Origin of the sequence: Salegentibacter sediminis (assembly GCF_002078605.1) — a bacterium.
Classification (GTDB): domain Bacteria; phylum Bacteroidota; class Bacteroidia; order Flavobacteriales; family Flavobacteriaceae; genus Salegentibacter; species Salegentibacter sediminis.
The window spans coordinates 274,218-294,647 of the sequence record NZ_MSJR01000001.1 but is presented as its reverse complement, the minus strand read 5'-3'; the positions used below and the strand labels follow the sequence as shown (position 1 = coordinate 294,647).

Genomic DNA, 20,430 nt, shown 5'->3' with positions numbered 1-20,430 from the left:
TTATTTTCCGTTAAAGGTATTCATAGTGTTATTAACTCCGGCAGTTCCAAAAGATTTTATTAGCTCACGCGATTTCTCAAGTCTTTCGGGAAGTTTTTTAAGTTCATCTTCCCCCCATTCTCCAAGGACATAATCTACCTGCTGACCTTTAGAAAATTCATCGCTTATCCCGAACCTAAAGCGGTTATATTTAGTAGTGTTCAGGGTATTCTGGATATCTTTCAGTCCATTATGCCCCCCGTCACTGCCTTTGGTCTTCAATCGAATTGTTCCGAAATCGAGATTGAGATCATCGGTGATAACCAGCATATTTTCCAGTGGCACTTTTTCTTTCTGAAGCCAGTAATTAACAGCTTTCCCACTAAGATTCATATAAGTGGAAGGCTTCAGTAAAATGAAGCTTCGGCCTTTATATTTAAAACGGGCGATATCGCCCAATTTATCGGTTGTAAAACTGATCTCCTCTTTTTCTGCCAGGAAATCCAGGATTTTAAATCCAATATTATGACGGGTATTTTCATATTTGGGGCCAATATTCCCAAGGCCTACGATCAAAAATTTCTTCATGGGTTCGGTTTCTTCTTCCCGGGGCTTTTTGGTATTGAGTAATCTTCCGAAGAAAGAAAGCATAGTTTCGTTTTGGTAAAGATAAAATTATTAAAATTCTTTACAACGAAGTCTCCAAAAAGCACAGGCTATCCCTAAATAAAAAAGCACCCCTTAAGGGATGCTTTTTTTGTTTTTGCAAAAAAGGAAAAATTAATTATCCTCTCCTTCTTTTACTGCAGCTGTATCATCAGTTTCAGTTGCCGGTACTTCGTCTGCTGGTACTTCATCTTCGTCTTCGTCCTCAATAGCAACGATGTTACGAGATGTTCTCACCTGGCAAATTACTGTGTTATCCGGATGCTGAATTTCATAGCTCTCGTCTGCTACGGCAGTGACGTAAAGCTTCTGACCAATTTTAAGCTTGGTTACATTAGCAGTAATGTAATCTGGCAGTTCCTGCGCCAAACCTCTTACTTTTAAACGACGTAAGTTGTAACGTAAAACCCCACCATTTTTAACACCTCTGGCAACACCTTCGGTATGGATTGGAATTTCCATAGTGATAGGTTTGTTTTCAGAAATCTGGTAGAAATCTACGTGCAAAATAGCATCGGTAACCGGGTGGAATTGGATGTCCTGCAGAATGGCGTTAAATTTATCACCATCTTCAAACTTAATTTCCACAGTATGCACATCTGGGGTGTACACAAGATTGTTAAACGAAATTTCTTCTGTTGCAAAGTGCAACGGCTTGGCATCTCCCCCGTATAATACGCAAGGAACCTGTCCAGCATTACGCAGGGCCTTAGTGGCTTTCTTTCCTACGCTTTCTCTTTTAGATCCGTTGATCGTAATTGATTTCATTGTTGAAAAATTTTAGGCTGCAAAAGTAATCTTTTTCGCGGCTTTTAAAAACTTAAAAATGAATTATTTGGAAATTTCTATTTCCTTTAATTCATATTAGCTTACATAATAAATTTTGAGCTAATAGACTCATTCTCATGTACCCGCTTCATCACATCTGCAACAAGATCGGCACAGGTTACCACTTTAATCTTTTTACTTTTCTTTTTGAGAGGAATAGAATCGGTAACAATTAATTCCTGGAGTTTCGAGTTTTCAATTCGCTCGTATGCCTCACCAGATAGCACCGGGTGCGTACAAATAGCACGTACGCTTATTGCTCCGCGCTCCATCATCACATCGGCAGCTTTGGTTAAGGTTCCTGCGGTGTCTACCATATCGTCTACCAAAACCACATTTTTACCTTCCACATTTCCGATTAATTCCATATGGGAAATTTTATTGGCTTTGGCTCGTTGTTTATAGCAAATCACCACATCGCTTTCTAAAGCTTTAGAATAGGCATAAGCTCTTTTTGAACCTCCCATATCTGGAGAAGCGATGGTTAGATTATCCAGGTTTAATGCCCTCAAGTGAGGAAGAAATACCGTGGAAGCAAAAAGATGATCTACAGGCTTTTCAAAGAACCCCTGGATTTGATCGGCGTGAAGATCCATGGTGATAATTCTTGTAGCTCCTGCGGTTTCCAGAATACTGGCAACCATTTTAGCTGCGATAGGAACCCGGGGTTTGTCTTTTCGGTCTTGTCTTGCCCATCCAAAATATGGAATTACTGCGGTGATATGCCTGGCTGAAGCACGTTTGGCGGCGTCAAGCATTAAAAGCATTTCCATAAGGTGATCGGAACCCGGGTGGGTTGACCCGATAATAAAGACCCGTGAACCGCGAACCGATTCTTCAAAAGAAGGCTGAAATTCCCCGTCGCTGTAGGTAGATGTGATTACATTTCCGAGTTTAGACCCATAGGAAGCTGCGATCTTCTCAGCAAGTTCCCTGCTTTGGGTACAATTAAAGATCTTTGCCTCGGGATAGAAATTAGACATGGTGTTGTGTTGTTATGTGTTATTAAAACTGTGCGCCGCAAATTTAAAAATTATATCTGGTTGAGAGCGCTAACACGCAACTGCTTATAAAATATTTTAGGCAACTTATGGAAAAGCTCCTAAAACCCTTTAAAAAATCAAAAATCTGGTTTCGAAAATAGAAATTTTTTATACTTTTGCGCTCCACCAGGCTCGAGTGGCGGAATTGGTAGACGCGCTGGATTCAAAATCCAGTGACTTCGGTCGTGTGGGTTCGATTCCCACCTCGAGTACTTTTAAAACCTGCATTAGCATTGTAAAAATCAATGCTAATGCAGGTTTTTTGTTTTGTACCCGAAAATACAAATTTTGATTATCTCTAAATTTTCTTTGTGAAGACGACCAGAAGCGATGAATTAATCGATAGCATGCTCCTCAATAGCTTCAATGGTTTTGGAATCATCGGTCCCTAAGCCCTCTTTTTGATGCACCAGCACCCCATCTTTGTCAAAAACGCTAATAATATTGGAGTGAGAAAAGTCCATTGGAGAGATGCGTTTATAATTTACGGCCAGCACTGCAGCAAATTCCCTGGTAGCGTCCTTATTCCCCCTAAGAAACAACCATTGGTCATTATTCATTTTATTCTCTTTGGCAAATGTTTTTAAGCGTTTGGGGGTGTCTACTTCAGGATCTATACTTACAAAAACATATTTGGTTTTTTCGTTAGCTTCTTCTGAAACTTTTTTCTGAATGTTTCTCATATCTGCCACCAGCCTGGGGCAGGCAGCCTGACAGGAAGTGTAGATCATCACCATAACGAGCACCTCACCGCGCAGTTCCTCCAATTGAATATCTTCCCCTTCCTGAGTAGTCCAGGATGACGGAAGTTGAAAAACACTCATTTCCGGTAGGGCTTCGGTTTCGGCCTGAGCCACCGGCTCGGTTTCTTCGCTTTTGTTTTTATCATTTTTGCAGGAAACCCCTAATAGCAGAAAGCTAAGGAGCATCAATTTATAAAGCTTCATTTGCTGAATTTTCTTTTTCGTTACTATCCTGTGCGCATCTAAAACCCAGGTTTCTTATGGAATAATTTCCCTTTACACTGCTTCGGAAGGCATAACGCATAAAGGCCGCATAATTCATAAGATCGGAAGAACCAATGGCTGCACTTCCGCAGAAAAGATTATTATCCTGGTTTTCATCGCGCCTGGTTTCTCCCGAAATGATTACCGAATTGAAATCGGAGGTCCATTCCCACACCATCCCGTGCATATCGTAAACCCCCCAGTAATTTTTATAGGTACTTCCCACCTTTTGGTGAAAAGATTTTGGTCTTTCATACCAGCTAAGGATAAATTCATTGTAACCATCCTTTTTTCGCGCATCGGCGCTTACTTTATCGGCCATGGCCACATATTCCCATTCATCAAGGCTTGGCAGGCGCTTTCCCCGCCATTTGCAATACGCCCGGGCTGCAAACCAGGAGACATTGGTCACGGGAGCATCCTCCAGTTCATCAGGTTTTAAATGGCTATCATCCTGCCAATGGGCTAAATACCGGCCATCGGCGAATAAGGCCCTGACTTCAGATTTTTTCCATTTGGGATTCTCCAGCAAAAACTTCTGGTAATCCCTATTTGTAACAGGATATTTATCTATTTTAAAGTTTTCAACACTTACCGGCAGCGAATCGTTTCCATAAAGAGGAATGTAAGCGCCCCCTTCTATTGCTGCCATTTCTGATTCCTGGGAAAAACCCGCGGAAATCATCAAAAGACACATCCCTGAAAGGATAAATCTATACATATAGGTTATTTTAATTCCTTCGCTGAGCTTTCACCATTTCTTCGGTAACCTCGGTGCCATTATTTCCCCAGTTGTTATAGATATAAGTAAGCACATTGGCAGCCTCCTGGTCACTTATATTCTGGGCAGTCATCACACTATTATATTTTTCTCCATTTACCGTAATCTCTCCTGATTTTCCGTGAAGCACGATATCAATAGCTCTTTTCACATCTTCATTCAGGTAATCAGACTCAGCAAGGGGAGGAAAAACCGAAGGTATTCCCTGTCCGCTAGCCTGGTGACAGGCCACACAGGTACGACCGTAAACGTTTTTACCCAGCTCCATTTTTTCTTGCAAATCTGGTTTTTCTGAAGGTCGGGAAGCCGCTAATTCTTCTTCATCCACCGGCATTTCCTGAATGCCTCCACCTTCAGGCAGATAAATACCCTCTTCGATCTTTCCTGAAAACACCTTTTTATTTCCTTCCCCTTCGGCTTTAATTTGTGCAAGGGCGCCTTTATTAAATGCTCTGAAAATCGAATGGTCAACCAGGATATATTCTCCCGGGGCTTCGATTTTAAACTCTACAATAGCAGCACCACCGGCAGGAATCAAGGTGGTTTGAACATTTTCATTGACGAGATCTCCGCCTTCAACATAAACCTTATCGAAAATTTCTCCAATCACGTGGAAGGAGGACACCAGGTTTGGTCCTCCGTTACCCACATAAAGCCTAACGGTTTCACCCACTTCAGCAGTAAGCGAATTATCACCGGTCATAGCACCTACTTTTCCATTGAATACTACATAATCTGCGTCTTCATCAATAGCTTTTTTCATATCAAAGGGCTGTAAACCGGGCTCTCCAAATTCATCTTTGGTATAAAAATCACCCTGCATGATGTAATATTCCCTGTCCACTTCGGGCAGGCCTTCTTCTGGTTCTACCAGGATCAAACCGTACATGCCATTGGCGATATGCATCCCCACCGGTGCCGTGGCACAGTGATATACATATAAGCCGGGGTTCAATACTTTAAAAGAGAAAACAACTTCGTGGCCAGGCGCCACAAAAGAAGATTCGGCGCCTCCGCCTGGGCCATTTACGGCATGTAAATCTATATTATGCGGTAATTTATTGTCGGGATGATTTTTTAGATGAAATTCCACCTCATCCCCAACTTTGGTTCTTATGAAACTTCCAGGAACAGTGCCGTCAAAGGTCCAATAAACATATTTTACCCCGTCGGTCATTTCACTTTCTTCTTCAATAACCTCCATGTCCACCACCAGCTTTTTTGCTTTACGCCTTCCCGTAGGTTTGGGAACCTGTGGCGGGGCTGTCAATTCAGCATTCATGGTTTGACTCACTTTGATGTCTTCAGCCTCCCTGGTATCTTCATCATCATTTTTACAAGATGCAAATACTATTAAAATAGAACTAAGTAATAAGGTGATAGAAGTAGATTTAAACTTAAAATTTGGTTTTGCCATAATTGTATTGGTTAGTAGCTAAGTAATTTTTTGGTCAAAATTAAGACTTGTTTATTGTTAAATCTATATAATTTTTAGACCAACTCAAAAAAATACTTAAAAACGGGGCATTAAAAAGTATAAAATTCACTTTAATCTCAATTTTCTTCCCCGTTTTGGCTCTTCCCTTGCCAAAGTAATTCGCTTTAAAACTTCAGGTCTTATACTATGATTTTTGTATATTTAATTTTCCCCGCAGACCTACTTTATGTTATAGAGAATTCTAAATCTAAACATAATGAGAGATGATCGCGTAGCAAATCTGTTGAAATTTCTGTTTCTTCTGGGAAGTGTTCTACTTGCAATTTTTATCGTGGCCAGGATGTCAGGCTAAGACTTAACCTGATCTTCTGTCTCCGGCTTCAGCTTCACTGCTTCAGAGTTGTCCAGAGTTGTTCCCTTTTCTAACTTCCAGTAGATAATGGAACTGCATAGATTATCTATTGAAGAATGACTTTGCTTGATCACATTGGTTAAGGTAGAAAAGGGTACCGCATTTTTGCCCCGGTGGGTTAAATGCTCATACAGGTAGCTTATGGTCTCATTATAAAACACTTCGTTTTCCTTTAACCAGCCGGCAGGAAGGCTGGCTTGCAATTCCGGGGCAATCTCCCCGGCAATTATAAATTCATGAATTTCCTTTAATCGAAGACTCATATGCCTACTTAAACGTTTAAGAATTTCGGTTCCCAGTTTATCATCACTATCCAGAATAAACCTGATGTTATGCATGACATCCTTAATATCTTTAGCCCCATAGATCATAGATCGTAAGCCCATCATACCAGCCGTAAGTTGCCGGGCCTGCTCAATGCTAAGATTTTTCTCCTGGAGTTGGGCGTAATAAACGGTGAGCTCATCTTCCAAACGCTTTATTTTCTCGTATTTCCTGGTGAGGTTTGTGGCGCTGCTGAATATTTTTTTCCATTGGGATTCTCTATTCTTATCTTTAGCTCCCAGTTGAAAACAATCGAGAATAAACTCTTCAGTATAAAGGAATATTTGATCCAGCTCTTTATCAAGTGCTTTTATGGCTACGTCGGGAACTTCAGTAGGAATATTTTTAACGAATAAGGTTTCTCCCCTGGGAACGGCTTTAGCGAAAAGGCTTTTAAGAAACTTAGTGAATGGCTTAAGAAAAGGGTAAAACAAAAGAATTCCGAAGAGGTTGATAAGAGTATTCAGCAGGACCAATTCCATCAATGGGTCTCCTATACCAAAAAAAGAATAGGTGAGATTCACCAGTTCCTCTATAAAGAAAAAAATAGAGATGCCGGCGACCAGATTAAAAATCAGGTGAGCAATTGCCAATCTTTTTTTATCGGCGGTACCACCCAGGGAGCCGATAATCATGGTAGCCGTAGTACCAATATTAGCACCAATTATTAGCGCGACGGCCTGGTAAATATCAATAAGCTGGGCATTTAGCGCACTTAAAATAATCACTATTAAGGCTGAGCTTGATTGTAAGATAGCAGTAATTACGATTCCGGTTAAAAGAAAAGCCCACAGGCCATAAACCGCAATTTTAGTCATATCTACCTGGGTCGCGATACTTTCTATAGAGTCCTTCATATAATCTAGCCCCAGGAAAAGCAGCCCAAAACCAACGAGAAAACCGCCGAGGCTTTTAAGAACCGGTCTGGAATTAAAGAACAGATAGCTTAATATCCCCACGGCCAGGAAAGGAAAAGAAAAATCGGCAATATTCATTTTAAAACCCAGGGCAGCCACCATCCAGGCTGTGAAAGTAGTTCCCAGGTTGGCCCCTAACACCACTCCAAGAGAATTCTTTAAGCCTATCATTCCCCCACCCAAAAAAGCCAGGACCAACAGGGTTACCATAGAGCTGCTCTGTAAAATGGCAGTCACTATGGTTCCGGTTATTATTCCTTTCCAGCTCATGTTGGTAAAACGCTGGAGCAATTTTCTAAATGCCTTGCCGGTTAAACCTTTAAGCCCTTGCTCAAGATGATGCATCCCGAAAAGAAATATTCCGAGGCCTGCTGCGAACATCCAGAAATCAAAACTGGTAGCTTCCATATCTAATTTTGCATATAATAAAGATACTTAATCTAATAGATTTAAAAGCCTAACTTTCACCAATTCAATAGGGAATAACAATCAAAAAGTATAGTTCAAGTTTCCAAAACAAATAAATCTTTTAAGGAGAAGGAAATATTGTTTTAGTCCATCATTTTGTAGGAAGAGAACAACCCGGTCTATATAAGCCGCTTATTATTGTTCACGATATAGTCAGGAAAATGTCCCTTTTGAGCATTTATAACATATAATCTTAAGGTGGAGGGAGCGCTTGGAATAATCTCTCTTATTTTCAGAATATTATCATTCCGGCACTTTTTGTCATTTAGCCAATATATTGTACTTTCGGACACTTCATAACCCTAATATTATGTCCCAATTTTGGTTGTACTTCAGGCTTGGTTTGGAACACGTTCTGGACTGGCAGGCCTACGATCATATACTCTTTCTTATCGTTCTGGTAGCTGCATACAGTTTTACCAGCTGGAAAAGGATCGTTTGGCTGGTAACTCTTTTTACCATAGGTCACACCCTGGCTCTTTTTCTTTCGGTATATGAAATTGTAAAAGTAGACCCAGGCTGGGTAGAGCTTTTAATCCCTGTCACTATTATTGTTACAGCTATCTATAACGTACTTACCGCTGGACGGAAAGAGCGCAATAAAAATGCAAACCTGCTGTTTTTTACTACGATTTTTTTCGGGTTGATACACGGACTCGGTTTTTCCAGTTATTTTAAGATGGTAGCTTCTAATACCGACAGCTATTTCCTCCCCCTTTTAGAATTTGCTCTTGGAATAGAATCTGCACAAATTATCGTGGTACTTGCTGTGATGATTCTTGCTTTTATCGCCCAGAATGTCTTCCAGGTTTCGAAGCGGGACTGGGTGCTGGTGGTCTCTTCTATAGTTATAGGAATTATTTTGCCCATACTCCAGGAAAATTTTCTGGCTATTTAATAAATTAGCCAGTTAATCACATTCACAACATTTTAAAACCCAATGGGTTATTAGTCTGAATACTATGAATAAGAAAAAACAACTTAAGTTTGACAAGGCTTATTTAAGAATAGCCCGGGAATGGAGCAAACTTTCTCATTGCAATCGCAAACAGGTTGGCGCACTTATTGTTAAAGATAGAATGATAATCTCTGATGGCTATAACGGAACTCCCAGCGGTTTTGAGAACTATTGTGAAGATGACGAAGGATACACCAAATGGTACGTTTTACACGCCGAAGCCAATGCTATCTTAAAAGTAGCGGGCTCTACCCAATCCTGCCAGGGTGCAACTTTGTACATTACCATGTCTCCGTGTAAAGAGTGTAGCAAACTTATTCATCAGTCGGGAATTACCCGCCTGGTTTATCATATTGATTACAAAGACAACTCAGGCCTGGAGTTCTTAAGCAGAGCAGGAGTGGAACTTGAACAAATAAACGATCTGGAAGATTGAAAGGAAATTACAAAATATATACGCCAATGTTACTGGCAATGGCCTGTGCCCTGGGAATATTTCTCGGGACCCAGCTTAACTTTTCCTCTTCTTCCGAAGGTTTATTCTCTTCCAATCCCAGGAAGGAAAAACTCAACAAACTTATAGATTACATAGATTATGAATATGTTGACGATGTGAACACCGACAGCATTGTTGATATTACGGTAAACAAGATCCTGGAAAACCTCGATCCCCATTCAGTTTATATTCCTCAAACCGAATATGCCAATGTGACCGAAAATATGCAGGGAGATTTTGTGGGTATTGGCGTGAGTTTTTATAATGTAAACGATACGGTGGTGGTTATTCAGGCCCTGGAAGGTGGCCCCAGCGAAAAATTAGGAATTCGTGGAGGAGACCGCATTCTTTATGCAGATGATGCTCAGCTCTTCAACAAGAATATAAGCAACGACTCACTTACCAGGTACCTCAAAGGGGAAGAAGATTCGAAGGTAACCTTAAAAGTACTCCGCCAGGGCATAAAAGACCTGCTTACCTTTAATGTTCGCAGGGGAAGAGTCCCAATTAAAAGTGTAAATGCTGCTTATATGCTTACGGATAAGTTAGGCTATATTAAGATAAACCGCTTCGCAGAAACCACATTTAAAGAATTCAGAAGAAGTCTTGAAAAGCTTAAAAAGCAAGGGGCTACAGAAATCGCGCTGGATCTTCGCGACAATCCCGGCGGCTATCTTTCCGAAGCAATCAATATCGCTGATGAGTTTCTCGAAGACGACAAACTTATACTCTACACCAAAAATAAAAGTGGCGCTATTGAAGAGACCTATGCCAATCGCAAAGGCGATTTTGAAAATGCTCCCGTGTATGTTATTATAAATGAGAATTCTGCATCGGCCAGCGAAGTGGTTGCAGGAGCGCTTCAGGATAACGATGTAGGCACCATTGTAGGAAGACGATCTTATGGGAAAGGACTTGTACAACGGGAAATGGAATTGGGAGATGGCAGCGCAGTGAGACTTACAATTGCAAGGTACTACACCCCTACCGGACGCTCTATTCAAAAACCATATGACAACGGAAACGAAACCTATTTTAAGGACTATGTTCACCGGTATGAAAACGGGGAATTTAAAAGTATAGACAGCATAGAGGTAAACGATTCGTTAAGGTATGAAACCCCCGAAGGCAAAGTGGTTTACGGCGGCGGTGGTATTATCCCCGATGTGTTTGTGGGCCGGGATACCAATGCCGAAATGGAAAATATTATCCTGATGCATAAAAGTGGCATGATGAGCCGTTTTATATTTGATGAATTGGAAAAAAACCGAAAATTCTATAATGCTCTTGCCAAAGAAGATTTTAACCAGGAAATAGAAATTAGTGACGAAATGATTCGGGATTTCCTTCAGTTTGGAAGAACCGAAAATATCAACGTGAGGGTTTACCGGTATAAAGATGTCCTTAAAAAATACCTGAAAGCTACAATGGCCGCACAGCTCTACGGCACAGACGCTTTTGAGAAATTGATAAATAATGGAGATAAAATAATTGAAAAAGTAATTGAATTGTCTGAGAAAAAACAATAAATTGCATCAGTGAACGAACTCTATGAAAATTTCGTAATTTTCCTTATTGTATCCCCCCTGTTTTTCTTCATAATCGCTGTAAGCTTCAGGTTGTTGGATAACAGTGCTTTATTATTTCTTCAGAAGGAAATACTTGTTACCAGTTCCAATGTTTCTGATAAATGTATCAAACACCAGATCTCCAATCATCCCGATTTAGATTTTACCAAAAAACTTAAAATAGCACTGCTTTACAAAAAATTACACCGCGCTTTCATAATCCTGATGTTCATTTCGGTACCGCTTATGCTCATCGGATATTTCCTGTTAGACTAATTTATCGTGAATTTTAGTATGTTCCCCGTTCCACTCGGATAAGATATCGGTAGCTACACTGGCTCCGCTTCCGCAAGCAATTGCAAACTGACTTCGGCAGCCAGAAAGGGTACCGGCAACGTATAAACCTGATTTCACCAGGTGATCTTCATTCTTAAGCTGAATACGATTTTTATCTGGCTTTGTTTTTTTATGCGGAATAATATATTCCTCAAGACCTTTTATAGTTATTGTATTAGTATAGCCTACGGCGATTACCACTTTTTTAGCCGAATAAGAGTTCTTATTGGTTTTTACGCTGAAGCCTTCATCCTGAGACTCAATTTCCTTTACTTTTTCCCCCTGGATCTGTACCACTCCGGGATAGTTCTCTGCTAAATGCTTTGGACCATCTTTTAGGATCTTAGCCCCCGGGGTACCAGCAGGAAGACCCAGCACATTATTAAGAAGGGCTGTTTGCAGATGTGAGGTTTTTTGGTGCATAATTATGCCCACGTTTTTATCTCTTGCAAAATCTTTATCCTGTGCAGATCCCAGGATTAAAGCGCAAGACAATCCTGCAGCTCCTCCGCCAATTATAATCACCTCAAAATCCTAGATTATTCGTGTTGTTTCTTATGGATTTTACGGGAGAGCAGAAGAATAATCATTAACACGATAACGCATAAACTGGCAATAATTGCCATTCCAGCTTTGGCACTATCTCCCTCCAATAAGTTATGAAAATCAAGGATAGTAGAACTATAGCCAATAAGGACTAAAGCAAGTAAAATAATACTGTAAATTAAAATTTTCATACAAATAAACTCTGAATGTTAGTGGCGAACAATTTAACGGCAATAGCCAGCAATATCACGCCAAATACCTTTCTAATTACACTAATACCCTGGCTTCCTAAAATTCTTTCAATTTTGGCTGAAGCTTTCAGCACTGCATAAACAACGATTAGGTTGAGTAAGATGGCCACAATAATATTAATGGTCTCATATTCAGCCTGAATAGAAACCAGAGTAGTCATTGTACCCGCCCCCGCAATTAACGGAAAAGCCAGGGGTACAATAGAAGCCGTCTCGGGCTCATCGTCTTTATACAGGCTGATACCAAGGATCATTTCTAAAGCCAGAAAGAACAATATAAAAGCACCTGCAACCGCAAAAGAATTTACATCGATGCCGATTAAATTAAGTATTTCTTTCCCCAGAAATAAAAATACGATCATTAAAATTCCCGCTACAATAGAGGCCTTTTCACTTTGAATATGACCAACTTTTTTGCGAAGGTCTATAATAATCGGGATATTCCCAATTATATCAATTACCGCAAAAAGTATCATTCCCGCGGTAAAGATCTGCTTTAGGTCTAATTGGTTCCACATAACTCCGGATTTGAAAAATTTTGTGCAAAAGTAATTTTAAAAAACAAGCTGCCAAGGTTTTGTTTATTAATTCTTTATAAAGTTTTCCCTTGTAATTTCCATCCGATTTTAAATAGAATTTATCATCTTTTTTAGTTCCGCGAGACAGGCAGATGGCAGCCTACGCTTTTCCTTAATAGATTAATACATTTATTTTTTCATAGATTTTTTCAGAAACTAATTTCATCAATTATCTTTGCCGCATGTTTCAGATAAAGAACACCATAGTTTCAGAAGAGATTATCAACAAAGATTTTGTTTGTAATCTTTCGGCCTGCAAAGGGGCCTGTTGTGTAGACGGAGATGCCGGTGCCCCGGTAGAACCAGAGGAACGTGAAATTATGGAAAAGATTTATCCAAAAGTTAAGCCTTTTCTTAGACCAGAAGGCGTAGAAGCCATCGAAACCCAGGGAACCTATATTACCACAGAGGACGGCGAACTCGAAACCCCGCTTATCGAAGGCGCCGATTGTGCTTATGTCACTTTCGACTATAAAGGCACCGCCCTTTGTGGCATAGAGAAAGCCCATAACGAGGGTCTTATCGATTTTAAAAAACCCGTTTCCTGCCACCTTTATCCGGTAAGAGTACAGGAATATTCCCGGTTTTCTGCTGTAAATTATCACCACTGGCATATTTGTGATGATGCTTGCAGTTTGGGTAAAGAGCTCCAGGTGCCCATTTATAAATTCACTAAAGATGCATTAATCAGGAAATTTGGGGAAGACTGGTACGAGGAGCTCGAAGAAACCGCACAACAAATCCAAAAGGAAAAATAAGCCTTAAAGCCCTGTTTTTCAGCATCTTATTTTCTTGTTCTGAAATATTTTCTTATCTTCAACTTTCGATTTTTCGCCCCAATACAAACCGAATCTATCCCTACTTCGGTACTTACATAGCCCTACCTATTTTAGATTTTGCCCCTACCCTTAATCTTAAAGGCCAACAATTTATTTTATAATCTAAAATTTAAAATCATGAAAAAATTAATCTTCCTGGGGTTCTCACTTCTCTTTTGTATCTCCACTATGGAGGCCCAGTTCTTAAAAAAATTAAAGGAAAAAGTTGAGAAAAAGGTTGAACATGCGGTAACAGAAAATATTTCAGACAAGGCGGCGCATGAAGCCAATAAGTCCCTCAATAAAATGTGGGAGACCGACTTAAAAAATAGTCCGATCCCCATGGGTGCCAATCGCGTTGATATTAGCGAAGTTCCAAACGCTTATAATTTTAACTGGGAGTATCAGTTAAATATGGAAACTAAAGATGGGAAGGTAGACATGACCTATCTTTTAGAAGAAAACGCCCCTTATTTTGGGATGCGTATGCCTCAAGCCGAAGGCATGTTTATGGTACTGGATATGGACAGGAAACTCAGTATTATGTATTTCTCATCGGGCGACAATAATTTTATAACCGCCAGCAAAATAGAAGATCTTACCAATCCCGAAGACGATACCAATCCCTATGAAAATTCAGAATTAAAGAAAATAGGAACAAAAAACATCCTGGGCTATGAATGCCAGGGCTATGAAACCGAAACCGAAGAACACAAATTCACCTTCTACCTCACACAAGAAGCACCTATTAGTTTTGCCAATATGTACAGTGATAAAAATAGCAATATCCCAAAAGGCTGGAATGCTAACTGGCTGGAAGACGGCGATGCTTTAATGATGGAAATGCAAATGCTAGACAAGAAAAACCCCGACCGGAATGTGAATATGCGTTGTACCGGGTTGGAGCAAAAATCTTTTACTATAACTAAAGAAAACTATGCAGCCTTAGGTGCAGCCAAATAAAAAACCGGAAACCATGGAAAACACAAACGCACATACCAACGAAACTAAAGGCACTTTTGATCCGAAAACAATAGCCATAATTGCTTATTTAACAATAATCGGACTGGTGATAGCTTTTATTTTGAATAATGATAAAAGAGATGAATTTGCCACGTTTCATATTAAACAATCCCTGGGCCTGGTATTAATTAGCCTGGGCCTTTTCATTATAGGAATGATCCCTATTTTAGGTTGGATATTAAGTTTTCTGGGTTCCATATTCCTGCTGTATTTATGGATTATGGGGCTAATTAATGCAGTTAATTACAAAACAAAACCGGTTCCCATACTTGGGCACCAGTTTGAAAAGTGGTTCGCTAATATTTAGTAAAATAAAATTTTCAAAATTAATCCTGTTCACCTGCCTATTGATCAGTTTTAACACTTGTTTCATTCTTTATTTATCAACATTTATGGGGTAATTCGAGAGAAACAACTGCTATAAGGGAGATTTCAGACTGTTTATCAAGCCAGCGTGTTGAAAACTTTGTTGAAAACGTTTAAACTTTATTTAGCTGATTTTCAAAACATTTCATCATATTTGTCGTGAGCCTGGAAACCAAAAAGGTTCGCACCAAAAAATATGTCAAAATCCCTGCAGGAAACCACGCTGAAAGACGATAAAAATCGTTTCATCATTTTCCCTGTTAAACACCACGATATTTGGGATTGGTATAAAAAAATGGCGTCCCGTTTCTGGACACCACACACCGATATTTCCGACCATAAACTGGAAATTAAAGTACAAAAGTTAAACACCAACGAGGTTCATTTCCTGAGGAACTTAATGGCCTTCCTTGCCGGTTCTCAAAACCTTGCCTCCCGGAATATAACCCGAAAACTTAAGGGGGATACCCCCGAAGCGAACTTCTGTTTTGATTTTCAGGCAGTTTCAGAAAATGTTTACGTCGAAAGTTTTTCCATGCTCACCCGAGCTTTTTTGAAAAGACCAAAGACCGAAGAAAGGCTTTTTTCTGAAATTAATCCGCAGTTAAAAATTGTTGAAAATCGCATCAAAAACTGGACAGGTTCAGGTTCCCTGGCCGAAGCCCTGGTTGCTTCTGCTGCCTTGAATGCAATTTTCTTTCCGGCAGCACTTTCTTCCCTTTTATGGATTAAAAAACGTAAAGACCTATCGGGATTCAACTATTATTGTGAACTCATTTCACGGGATAAAATCTATCACCGTGACCTGGCCATACACCTCTATTCAGAAAAGATCAAAAAAGATATCTCTCCTGAAAAAATAAGAGAAATCATCCTGGAGACAGAAAATTTAATAGGAGATTTTCTCTTACAAAGTTTACCGGTTAATCTAATAGGAATGCCCGTGGAACATATGGAGCAGTACCTAAAATTGCTTAGCGATAATCTTTTTGAAAAATTTGGTTGTAAAAAGAATACAGAAGAAACATCTGATCAAGCAGACAGACGACCGAGCCTGGCCGAACAACGTGTAGGCAAATTTCAACAGGCAGGAAAGAAAATAGATAAAGATTCTGATAAAATCAGTTTTAAAACTGATTTGTAATGCCTCAAAAACGCTACGACCCCCAACGTGGCGTTTTTTGAGCTATTATTAAAACACCCCCCGGTTTTAATTTTAATCAAGATTCTCCTAAAATTCAATTCCCTTTAAAAACAAACGAAAATAAGCCTTAATTCCAGCCCCGGAAGTCTTTGGAATTATTATTTTTGACCAGACTGCGCAACCTACTGAGCTCAAACACCAACACAAATGATGAACTGGGAACATCTTCTCTCCTTAAAACGCTTTGGAGACACCAATAAACGCCTTAGAAAAGAACAAAATGAAACCCGCCTTGGCTTTGAAGTAGATTATGATCGCATAATCTTCTCTTCTGCATTTAGGAGTTTACAGGATAAAACCCAGGTTATCCCTCTTTCTAAAACCGATTTTGTTCATACCCGCCTTACTCATAGCCTAGAAGTTTCTGTGGTAGGTCGCTCCCTGGGACGTCTGGCAGGACAGAAGATCCTTGAGAAACACCCGCATCTGGAAACAATTCATGGTTACAAAATGAATGATTTTGGTGCTATCGTGGCAGCGGCGGCTTTGGCTCATGACATTGGAAACCCGCCTTTTGGGCATTCAGGAGAAAAGGCGATTGGCGAATATTTTAGTCATGATAAAGGCAAACGCTTCAAAGAACAACTTACAGAAAAAGAATATCGCGACCTGGTAAAATTTGAAGGAAATGCTAATGGTTTTAAAATTCTAACCGAAACAAGACCGGGAATCCCCGGTGGGCTCCGACTTTCTTACGCCACTCTTGGGGCTTTTACCAAATATCCTAAAGAGTCCCTTCCGCATAAACCCACCTCTAATATCGCCGATAAGAAATTCGGTTTTTTCCAGTTGCAGCGCGACAGCTTTCAGGAGTTGGCCCAGGAATTAGGACTAATTCAAACAGGGAAAGATGGAAATTTGGGTTATGCGAGGCATCCCCTGGCATTTCTGGTTGAGGCAGCCGATGATATTTGTTATACCATTATAGATTTTGAAGACGGTATTAATTTAGGACTCATAGATGAAGATTATGCCCTGGAATACCTTATAAAACTAGTTAAAAACAATATCAACACTCAGAAATACAATACACTCCAAAATACTTCAGACAGGCTTGCCTATCTACGGGCACTGGCAATAAACACTCTTATATCTGAAGCCGTGGAGACCTTTTTACAAAACGAAGAAGCTATTCTGGCAGGAAACTTCCACCAGGCCTTATTTGACAAAAGCGGTTATGAAGCACAGATCAAAGACATTATAAAAATAAGCATTGAGCGCATATACCAGAGCGAAGAAGTGATCAACAAAGAAATTGCCGGCTATAAGATGCTTTCATATCTTCTGGATACTTATACAAAAGCTCTTTTACCGACTCAGGAAGAGGAGAGTTCGAACTTCAACAAACTTGTACTAAAATCGGTGCCTAAGCTTCAGCACTTGCAGGAGGAAACCTCGGTATATAAAATACTTATGGAAATATGTTCTTATACCGCATCACTAACCGACGGATTAACCGTGGCCTCCTTTGAAAGGTATAAGGGATTAAGCCTGTAGGCTTAGAATTCATAGATTAGGCCAATACCTAGTAACTGTTTGAACTGCACCCGGGGACCAAAAGTTTCCAGCTCGCCGTCTCCGTTGGTATCTTCCTTATATTTTACATCATCATCATACCGCAGATTCGTACCAATATTTGCTCTTATGAAATCATTTACCTTAAGGTCGGCATTTACCTCCCAGTCCACATCTACATTTCCGAATTTATTGAGGTAGTCTGAATATAAACTTATCCTGTTTTCCAATTTCACATTGGTAATTATCTCTTTAGTAAAATTACTGGTTACCAAAAACCCTATTTCTGTTCTCACGTTTTCTCCTTCTTCAACCAAATTCCCGAGATCATCATATTGTGCTTCCTGCACCCCAAACATCCCTTCATTTGCGAGGCGCTGGTCCAGGACAAAAGTAGATTTTTGGGTAAGCGGGGAGATATAAACATCCAGAGATTCATCCTTACTTGAATATTGACTACCAACACCTAAAAAGAGATACCCCGGCGCCATAAATTTGGAGATCGGTTTATCGGTTTCGGGGTATTTATACCCATTAGCAATTTGAGTATTAAAATCGAATTTAGCCGAATAATACCAATTGGAAAGCGAGTCTTTACGATACCCAAAAGAAGAATTCAATCTAAATTCATCATCGGTCTTTCGCACCTCCCGTCCTTCCTGGGCGTTTAATCCATATTTAAAGGACACACGATTCTTCCAGGAAAGCAATTTTTTCTTATAGTTTCTTTCAAAATTTCCGTGTACAAGGGCAGATATGGAATTGTTCCCCCCGGCGTTCCAGTTTATAAAAGCCACTTCGTTAAGGTTTAGGCCTATTGCATTCTTTTCGGTCCAGAAAACAACCATTGGAGGCTCCAAGCTTATGGTATCCAAAACCACCGAAAGTGTATCCTGAACCGGTTCAGGTTTTACAACTTTAATAGTATCAGATGGTTTTATGGTATCGGGAATTGTTTGATATAACGACAGGGCAGAAGCATTTAGCGCAAAAAGGCACGCCAAAAAACTCAGGATTTGGATTTTCATTGGATAATTTGGATTCTTCGGATTATTCGGATTCGCAAAAATAAAAAATTCAGAGTTGAGATAAAATCACCTCACGTATATTTTCAACGTTTATTCCGCACTTTTCTTGTAATTCATCCAGCCTACCATGCTCAATAAATTCATCAGGAATCCCTAAACACCTGATTTCCATATGATAACTGTTTTTCGCAGCGAATTCCAAAACCGCACTTCCAAAACCTCCTTTCACAACCCCGTCTTCCACGGTAATAATACTTTTGTATTTCTGAAAAACCCTATGAAGTAATGCTTCATCCAAAGGTTTTACAAAAAGCATATCAAAATGCCCCACCTTATCTTTATGCTCAGGCTTAAGAGCCTCTATAGCCAGTTTAGAATTTTTGGTCATATTCCCAATACTCAGCACAGCAACTTCTCTGCCTTCTTTTAGACAGCTAGCTTTCCCAATCTCTAATTCTTCAAAAGCTTGCCTCCAGTTTGTCAATTGACCCCTGCCCCGCGGATATCGAATTACAAGGGGAGAATCTAGTTTTAATTGGGCGGTATAAAGCAGATTTCGAAGGTCAATTTCATTGGATGGAGCAGCAATAATCAAATTCGGAATCCCCCGCAGATAGGCGATATCAAACACTCCGTGGTGGGTCGCTCCATCCTCACCTACAAGGCCTGCACGATCAAGACAAAATATAACCGGGAGATTCTGTATGGCAACATCGTGGATAACCTGATCATAAGCCCTTTGCAGAAAAGTAGAATAGATCGCACAGAAAACCCGAAACCCTCTCGTAGCCATTCCGGCAGCAAGAGTTACCGCGTGTTGTTCGGCAATCCCAACATCAAAGGCCCGATCTGGGAAAGCCTGCATCATAAATTTAAGAGAGCTACCCGTGGGCATAGCCGGGGTGATCCCTATAATTTTCTCATTTTTTTCAGCAAGTTCCACAAGGCTAAGTCCAAAAACATCCTGGTATTTTAAGGGTAAATTTTCTGTTCCTTTAGGCAAAAGCTCCCCGGTCTCAGGGCTAAATTTACCCGGAGCATGATATTTCACCTGGTCTTCTTCAGCCTTTTTTAAACCTTTTCCCTTGGTGGTAACCACATGCAGGAATTTAGGTCCTTTTATCTTCTGAAGTTTCCTGAGAATTTTTATTAAACCAGAAATATCATGACCTTCCACCGGTCCAAAATACTGAAAGTTAAGCGCTTCAAATATATTATCCTGTTTGGGTTTATAGCCCACCCTGGCCCGGGTAAGGTATTGTTTTAAAGCTCCTACACTGGGGTCAATCCCTATTGCATTGTCATTTAGGATAACCAATAAATTAGCATCGGTCACCCCGGCGTGATTGAGTCCTTCGAAAGCCATTCCACTGGCTATCGATGCATCGCCTACCACAGCGATATGTTGTTTTTCCTTATTTCCCTCAAGTTTTGAAGCAATAGCCATTCCCAGTGCGGCTGATATAGAGGTAGAAGAATGTCCCGTACCAAAAGTATCGAAAATACTCTCTGAGCGCTTCGGAAATCCACTAATTCCGCCTAATTGTCGGTTGGTATGAAACTGATCCCTGCGTCCTGTTAGAATCTTATGGCCGTAGGCCTGGTGCCCCACATCCCATACTAGGAGGTCTTCCGGGGTATTAAATACATAATGCAGAACAATAGTAAGCTCCACCACCCCAAGGCTGGCACCAAGATGACCTTCTTTGGTGGCAACAATGTCTATAATAAATTTACGAAGCTCTGCAGCCAAACCAAAAAGGTCTTCCTGTGGCAGTTTTCGCAGGTCTTCTGGGCTGTTTATTGTATTTAATAAAGGTGTTGCCATGCGCGCAAAGTTAAGTTATGAATTTGTAATTATGGTAAGCATTTTAAATACA

The 20,430-nt window shown here is 40.2% G+C and carries 20 protein-coding genes and 1 tRNA gene; 10 read left to right on the top strand and 11 right to left on the bottom strand.

The window, feature by feature from the left end:
• From pth to BUW93_RS01390, 3 genes are all read right to left on the bottom strand, one after another.
• The gene (gene pth, locus BUW93_RS01400) at positions 1 to 630 is read right to left on the bottom strand and encodes an aminoacyl-tRNA hydrolase (RefSeq protein ID WP_081208463.1); all 630 of its coding nucleotides are present in this window, start codon (positions 628 to 630) and stop codon (positions 1 to 3) included.
• A 129-nt stretch (positions 631 to 759) separates the two neighbouring features.
• Positions 760 to 1,413: a 50S ribosomal protein L25/general stress protein Ctc gene (locus tag BUW93_RS01395; RefSeq protein ID WP_081208461.1), complete on the bottom strand. Its 654-nt coding sequence runs from the start codon at positions 1,411 to 1,413 to the stop codon at positions 760 to 762.
• A 101-nt stretch (positions 1,414 to 1,514) separates the two neighbouring features.
• Positions 1,515 to 2,456: a ribose-phosphate pyrophosphokinase gene (locus tag BUW93_RS01390; protein WP_081208459.1), complete on the bottom strand. Its 942-nt coding sequence runs from the start codon at positions 2,454 to 2,456 to the stop codon at positions 1,515 to 1,517.
• Between the two features lie 190 nt (positions 2,457 to 2,646).
• Here BUW93_RS01390 and BUW93_RS01385 point away from each other — a divergent pair.
• Positions 2,647 to 2,728 (top strand) — tRNA-Leu (locus tag BUW93_RS01385).
• A gap of 123 nt (positions 2,729 to 2,851) precedes the next feature.
• Here the strand turns inward: BUW93_RS01385 and BUW93_RS01380 are convergent.
• From BUW93_RS01380 to BUW93_RS01365, 4 genes are all read right to left on the bottom strand, one after another.
• Positions 2,852 to 3,463, bottom strand: a complete 612-nt coding sequence (locus BUW93_RS01380; RefSeq protein WP_081208457.1) for an SCO family protein — start codon at positions 3,461 to 3,463, stop codon at positions 2,852 to 2,854.
• Entirely contained in the window at positions 3,450 to 4,244 is a 795-nt protein-coding gene (locus BUW93_RS01375) for a formylglycine-generating enzyme family protein (RefSeq protein ID WP_081208455.1), read from the bottom strand. Before BUW93_RS01375 ends, BUW93_RS01380 begins: the two co-directional genes overlap by 14 nt.
• Before the next feature lie 10 nt (positions 4,245 to 4,254).
• Positions 4,255 to 5,721 carry a copper-containing nitrite reductase gene (nirK, locus tag BUW93_RS01370; protein WP_081208453.1) on the bottom strand — a complete coding sequence of 489 codons (1,467 nt, stop codon included), beginning with the start codon at positions 5,719 to 5,721 and terminating at the stop codon, positions 4,255 to 4,257.
• Between the two features lie 369 nt (positions 5,722 to 6,090).
• On the bottom strand, positions 6,091 to 7,803 hold the full coding sequence (locus BUW93_RS01365; RefSeq protein ID WP_081208451.1) for a Na/Pi cotransporter family protein: 1,713 nt from the start codon (positions 7,801 to 7,803) through the stop codon (positions 6,091 to 6,093).
• 370 nt (positions 7,804 to 8,173) lie between these two features.
• Between BUW93_RS01365 and BUW93_RS01360 the strand changes: the two genes are divergently transcribed.
• From BUW93_RS01360 to BUW93_RS01345, 4 genes are all read left to right on the top strand, one after another.
• A complete protein-coding gene (locus BUW93_RS01360; protein WP_081208449.1) occupies positions 8,174 to 8,761 on the top strand; it encodes a HupE/UreJ family protein in 588 nt (195 codons plus the stop codon).
• 64 nt (positions 8,762 to 8,825) lie between these two features.
• Positions 8,826 to 9,257: a deoxycytidylate deaminase gene (locus BUW93_RS01355; protein WP_081208447.1), complete on the top strand. Its 432-nt coding sequence runs from the start codon at positions 8,826 to 8,828 to the stop codon at positions 9,255 to 9,257.
• The gene (locus BUW93_RS01350) at positions 9,254 to 10,846 is read left to right on the top strand and encodes a S41 family peptidase (RefSeq protein WP_394334619.1); all 1,593 of its coding nucleotides are present in this window, start codon (positions 9,254 to 9,256) and stop codon (positions 10,844 to 10,846) included. Before BUW93_RS01355 ends, BUW93_RS01350 begins: the two co-directional genes overlap by 4 nt.
• Before the next feature lie 9 nt (positions 10,847 to 10,855).
• Positions 10,856 to 11,161, top strand: a complete 306-nt coding sequence (locus BUW93_RS01345; protein WP_081208445.1) for a hypothetical protein — start codon at positions 10,856 to 10,858, stop codon at positions 11,159 to 11,161.
• Here BUW93_RS01345 and BUW93_RS01340 read toward each other — a convergent pair.
• On the bottom strand, positions 11,153 to 11,746 hold the full coding sequence (locus BUW93_RS01340) for an NAD(P)-binding domain-containing protein (protein WP_081208443.1): 594 nt from the start codon (positions 11,744 to 11,746) through the stop codon (positions 11,153 to 11,155). The two genes, BUW93_RS01345 and BUW93_RS01340, sit on opposite strands and share 9 nt — an antisense overlap.
• Before the next feature lie 208 nt (positions 11,747 to 11,954).
• Complete coding sequence (locus BUW93_RS01330; RefSeq protein WP_081208439.1) at positions 11,955 to 12,536, bottom strand: MarC family protein; 582 nt, start codon at positions 12,534 to 12,536, stop codon at positions 11,955 to 11,957.
• Positions 12,537 to 12,778: 242 nt separating this feature from the next.
• Between BUW93_RS01330 and BUW93_RS01325 the strand changes: the two genes are divergently transcribed.
• From BUW93_RS01325 to dgt, 5 genes are all read left to right on the top strand, one after another.
• Positions 12,779 to 13,354, top strand: coding sequence for a DUF3109 family protein (locus tag BUW93_RS01325; protein ID WP_081208437.1), 576 nt, complete (start codon positions 12,779 to 12,781; stop codon positions 13,352 to 13,354).
• Between the two features lie 198 nt (positions 13,355 to 13,552).
• The gene (locus tag BUW93_RS01320; protein WP_081208435.1) at positions 13,553 to 14,377 is read left to right on the top strand and encodes a DUF4412 domain-containing protein; all 825 of its coding nucleotides are present in this window, start codon (positions 13,553 to 13,555) and stop codon (positions 14,375 to 14,377) included.
• 13 nt (positions 14,378 to 14,390) lie between these two features.
• Positions 14,391 to 14,744 carry a DUF4870 domain-containing protein gene (locus tag BUW93_RS01315; RefSeq protein ID WP_081209481.1) on the top strand — a complete coding sequence of 118 codons (354 nt, stop codon included), beginning with the start codon at positions 14,391 to 14,393 and terminating at the stop codon, positions 14,742 to 14,744.
• A gap of 255 nt (positions 14,745 to 14,999) precedes the next feature.
• Positions 15,000 to 15,947: a ribonucleotide-diphosphate reductase subunit beta gene (locus BUW93_RS01310; RefSeq protein WP_081208433.1), complete on the top strand. Its 948-nt coding sequence runs from the start codon at positions 15,000 to 15,002 to the stop codon at positions 15,945 to 15,947.
• 210 nt (positions 15,948 to 16,157) lie between these two features.
• The gene (dgt, locus tag BUW93_RS01305) at positions 16,158 to 17,504 is read left to right on the top strand and encodes a dGTP triphosphohydrolase (protein ID WP_081208431.1); all 1,347 of its coding nucleotides are present in this window, start codon (positions 16,158 to 16,160) and stop codon (positions 17,502 to 17,504) included.
• A gap of 2 nt (positions 17,505 to 17,506) precedes the next feature.
• Here dgt and BUW93_RS01300 read toward each other — a convergent pair whose 3' ends face one another.
• Positions 17,507 to 18,550 (bottom strand): DUF3078 domain-containing protein, encoded by a 1,044-nt coding sequence (locus BUW93_RS01300; protein WP_081208429.1) that lies wholly within the window; start codon positions 18,548 to 18,550, stop codon positions 17,507 to 17,509.
• A 49-nt stretch (positions 18,551 to 18,599) separates the two neighbouring features.
• Positions 18,600 to 20,378 carry a 1-deoxy-D-xylulose-5-phosphate synthase gene (gene dxs / locus BUW93_RS01295; protein ID WP_081208427.1) on the bottom strand — a complete coding sequence of 593 codons (1,779 nt, stop codon included), beginning with the start codon at positions 20,376 to 20,378 and terminating at the stop codon, positions 18,600 to 18,602.
• Positions 20,379 to 20,430: the final 52 nt, after the last annotated feature.

Bases quoted from the DNA above. Each gene is read 5' to 3' on its own strand.
- BUW93_RS01315 (WP_081209481.1), top strand. From the start codon at position 14,391: ATGGAAAACACAAACGCACATACCAACGAAACTAAAGGCACTTTTGAT.
- BUW93_RS01325 (WP_081208437.1), top strand. From the start codon at position 12,779: ATGTTTCAGATAAAGAACACCATAGTTTCAGAAGAGATTATCAACAAA.
- BUW93_RS01310 (WP_081208433.1), top strand. From the start codon at position 15,000: ATGTCAAAATCCCTGCAGGAAACCACGCTGAAAGACGATAAAAATCGT.
- pth (WP_081208463.1), bottom strand. From the start codon at position 630: ATGCTTTCTTTCTTCGGAAGATTACTCAATACCAAAAAGCCCCGGGAA.
- nirK (WP_081208453.1), bottom strand. From the start codon at position 5,721: ATGGCAAAACCAAATTTTAAGTTTAAATCTACTTCTATCACCTTATTA.
- BUW93_RS01300 (WP_081208429.1), bottom strand. From the start codon at position 18,550: ATGAAAATCCAAATCCTGAGTTTTTTGGCGTGCCTTTTTGCGCTAAAT.
- BUW93_RS01390 (WP_081208459.1), bottom strand. From the start codon at position 2,456: ATGTCTAATTTCTATCCCGAGGCAAAGATCTTTAATTGTACCCAAAGC.
- BUW93_RS01380 (WP_081208457.1), bottom strand. From the start codon at position 3,463: ATGAAGCTTTATAAATTGATGCTCCTTAGCTTTCTGCTATTAGGGGTT.
- BUW93_RS01330 (WP_081208439.1), bottom strand. From the start codon at position 12,536: ATGTGGAACCAATTAGACCTAAAGCAGATCTTTACCGCGGGAATGATA.
- dxs (WP_081208427.1), bottom strand. From the start codon at position 20,378: ATGGCAACACCTTTATTAAATACAATAAACAGCCCAGAAGACCTGCGA.
- BUW93_RS01355 (WP_081208447.1), top strand. From the start codon at position 8,826: ATGAATAAGAAAAAACAACTTAAGTTTGACAAGGCTTATTTAAGAATA.
- BUW93_RS01365 (WP_081208451.1), bottom strand. From the start codon at position 7,803: ATGGAAGCTACCAGTTTTGATTTCTGGATGTTCGCAGCAGGCCTCGGA.
- BUW93_RS01395 (WP_081208461.1), bottom strand. From the start codon at position 1,413: ATGAAATCAATTACGATCAACGGATCTAAAAGAGAAAGCGTAGGAAAG.
- BUW93_RS01360 (WP_081208449.1), top strand. From the start codon at position 8,174: ATGTCCCAATTTTGGTTGTACTTCAGGCTTGGTTTGGAACACGTTCTG.
- BUW93_RS01320 (WP_081208435.1), top strand. From the start codon at position 13,553: ATGAAAAAATTAATCTTCCTGGGGTTCTCACTTCTCTTTTGTATCTCC.
- BUW93_RS01375 (WP_081208455.1), bottom strand. From the start codon at position 4,244: ATGTATAGATTTATCCTTTCAGGGATGTGTCTTTTGATGATTTCCGCG.
- dgt (WP_081208431.1), top strand. From the start codon at position 16,158: ATGAACTGGGAACATCTTCTCTCCTTAAAACGCTTTGGAGACACCAAT.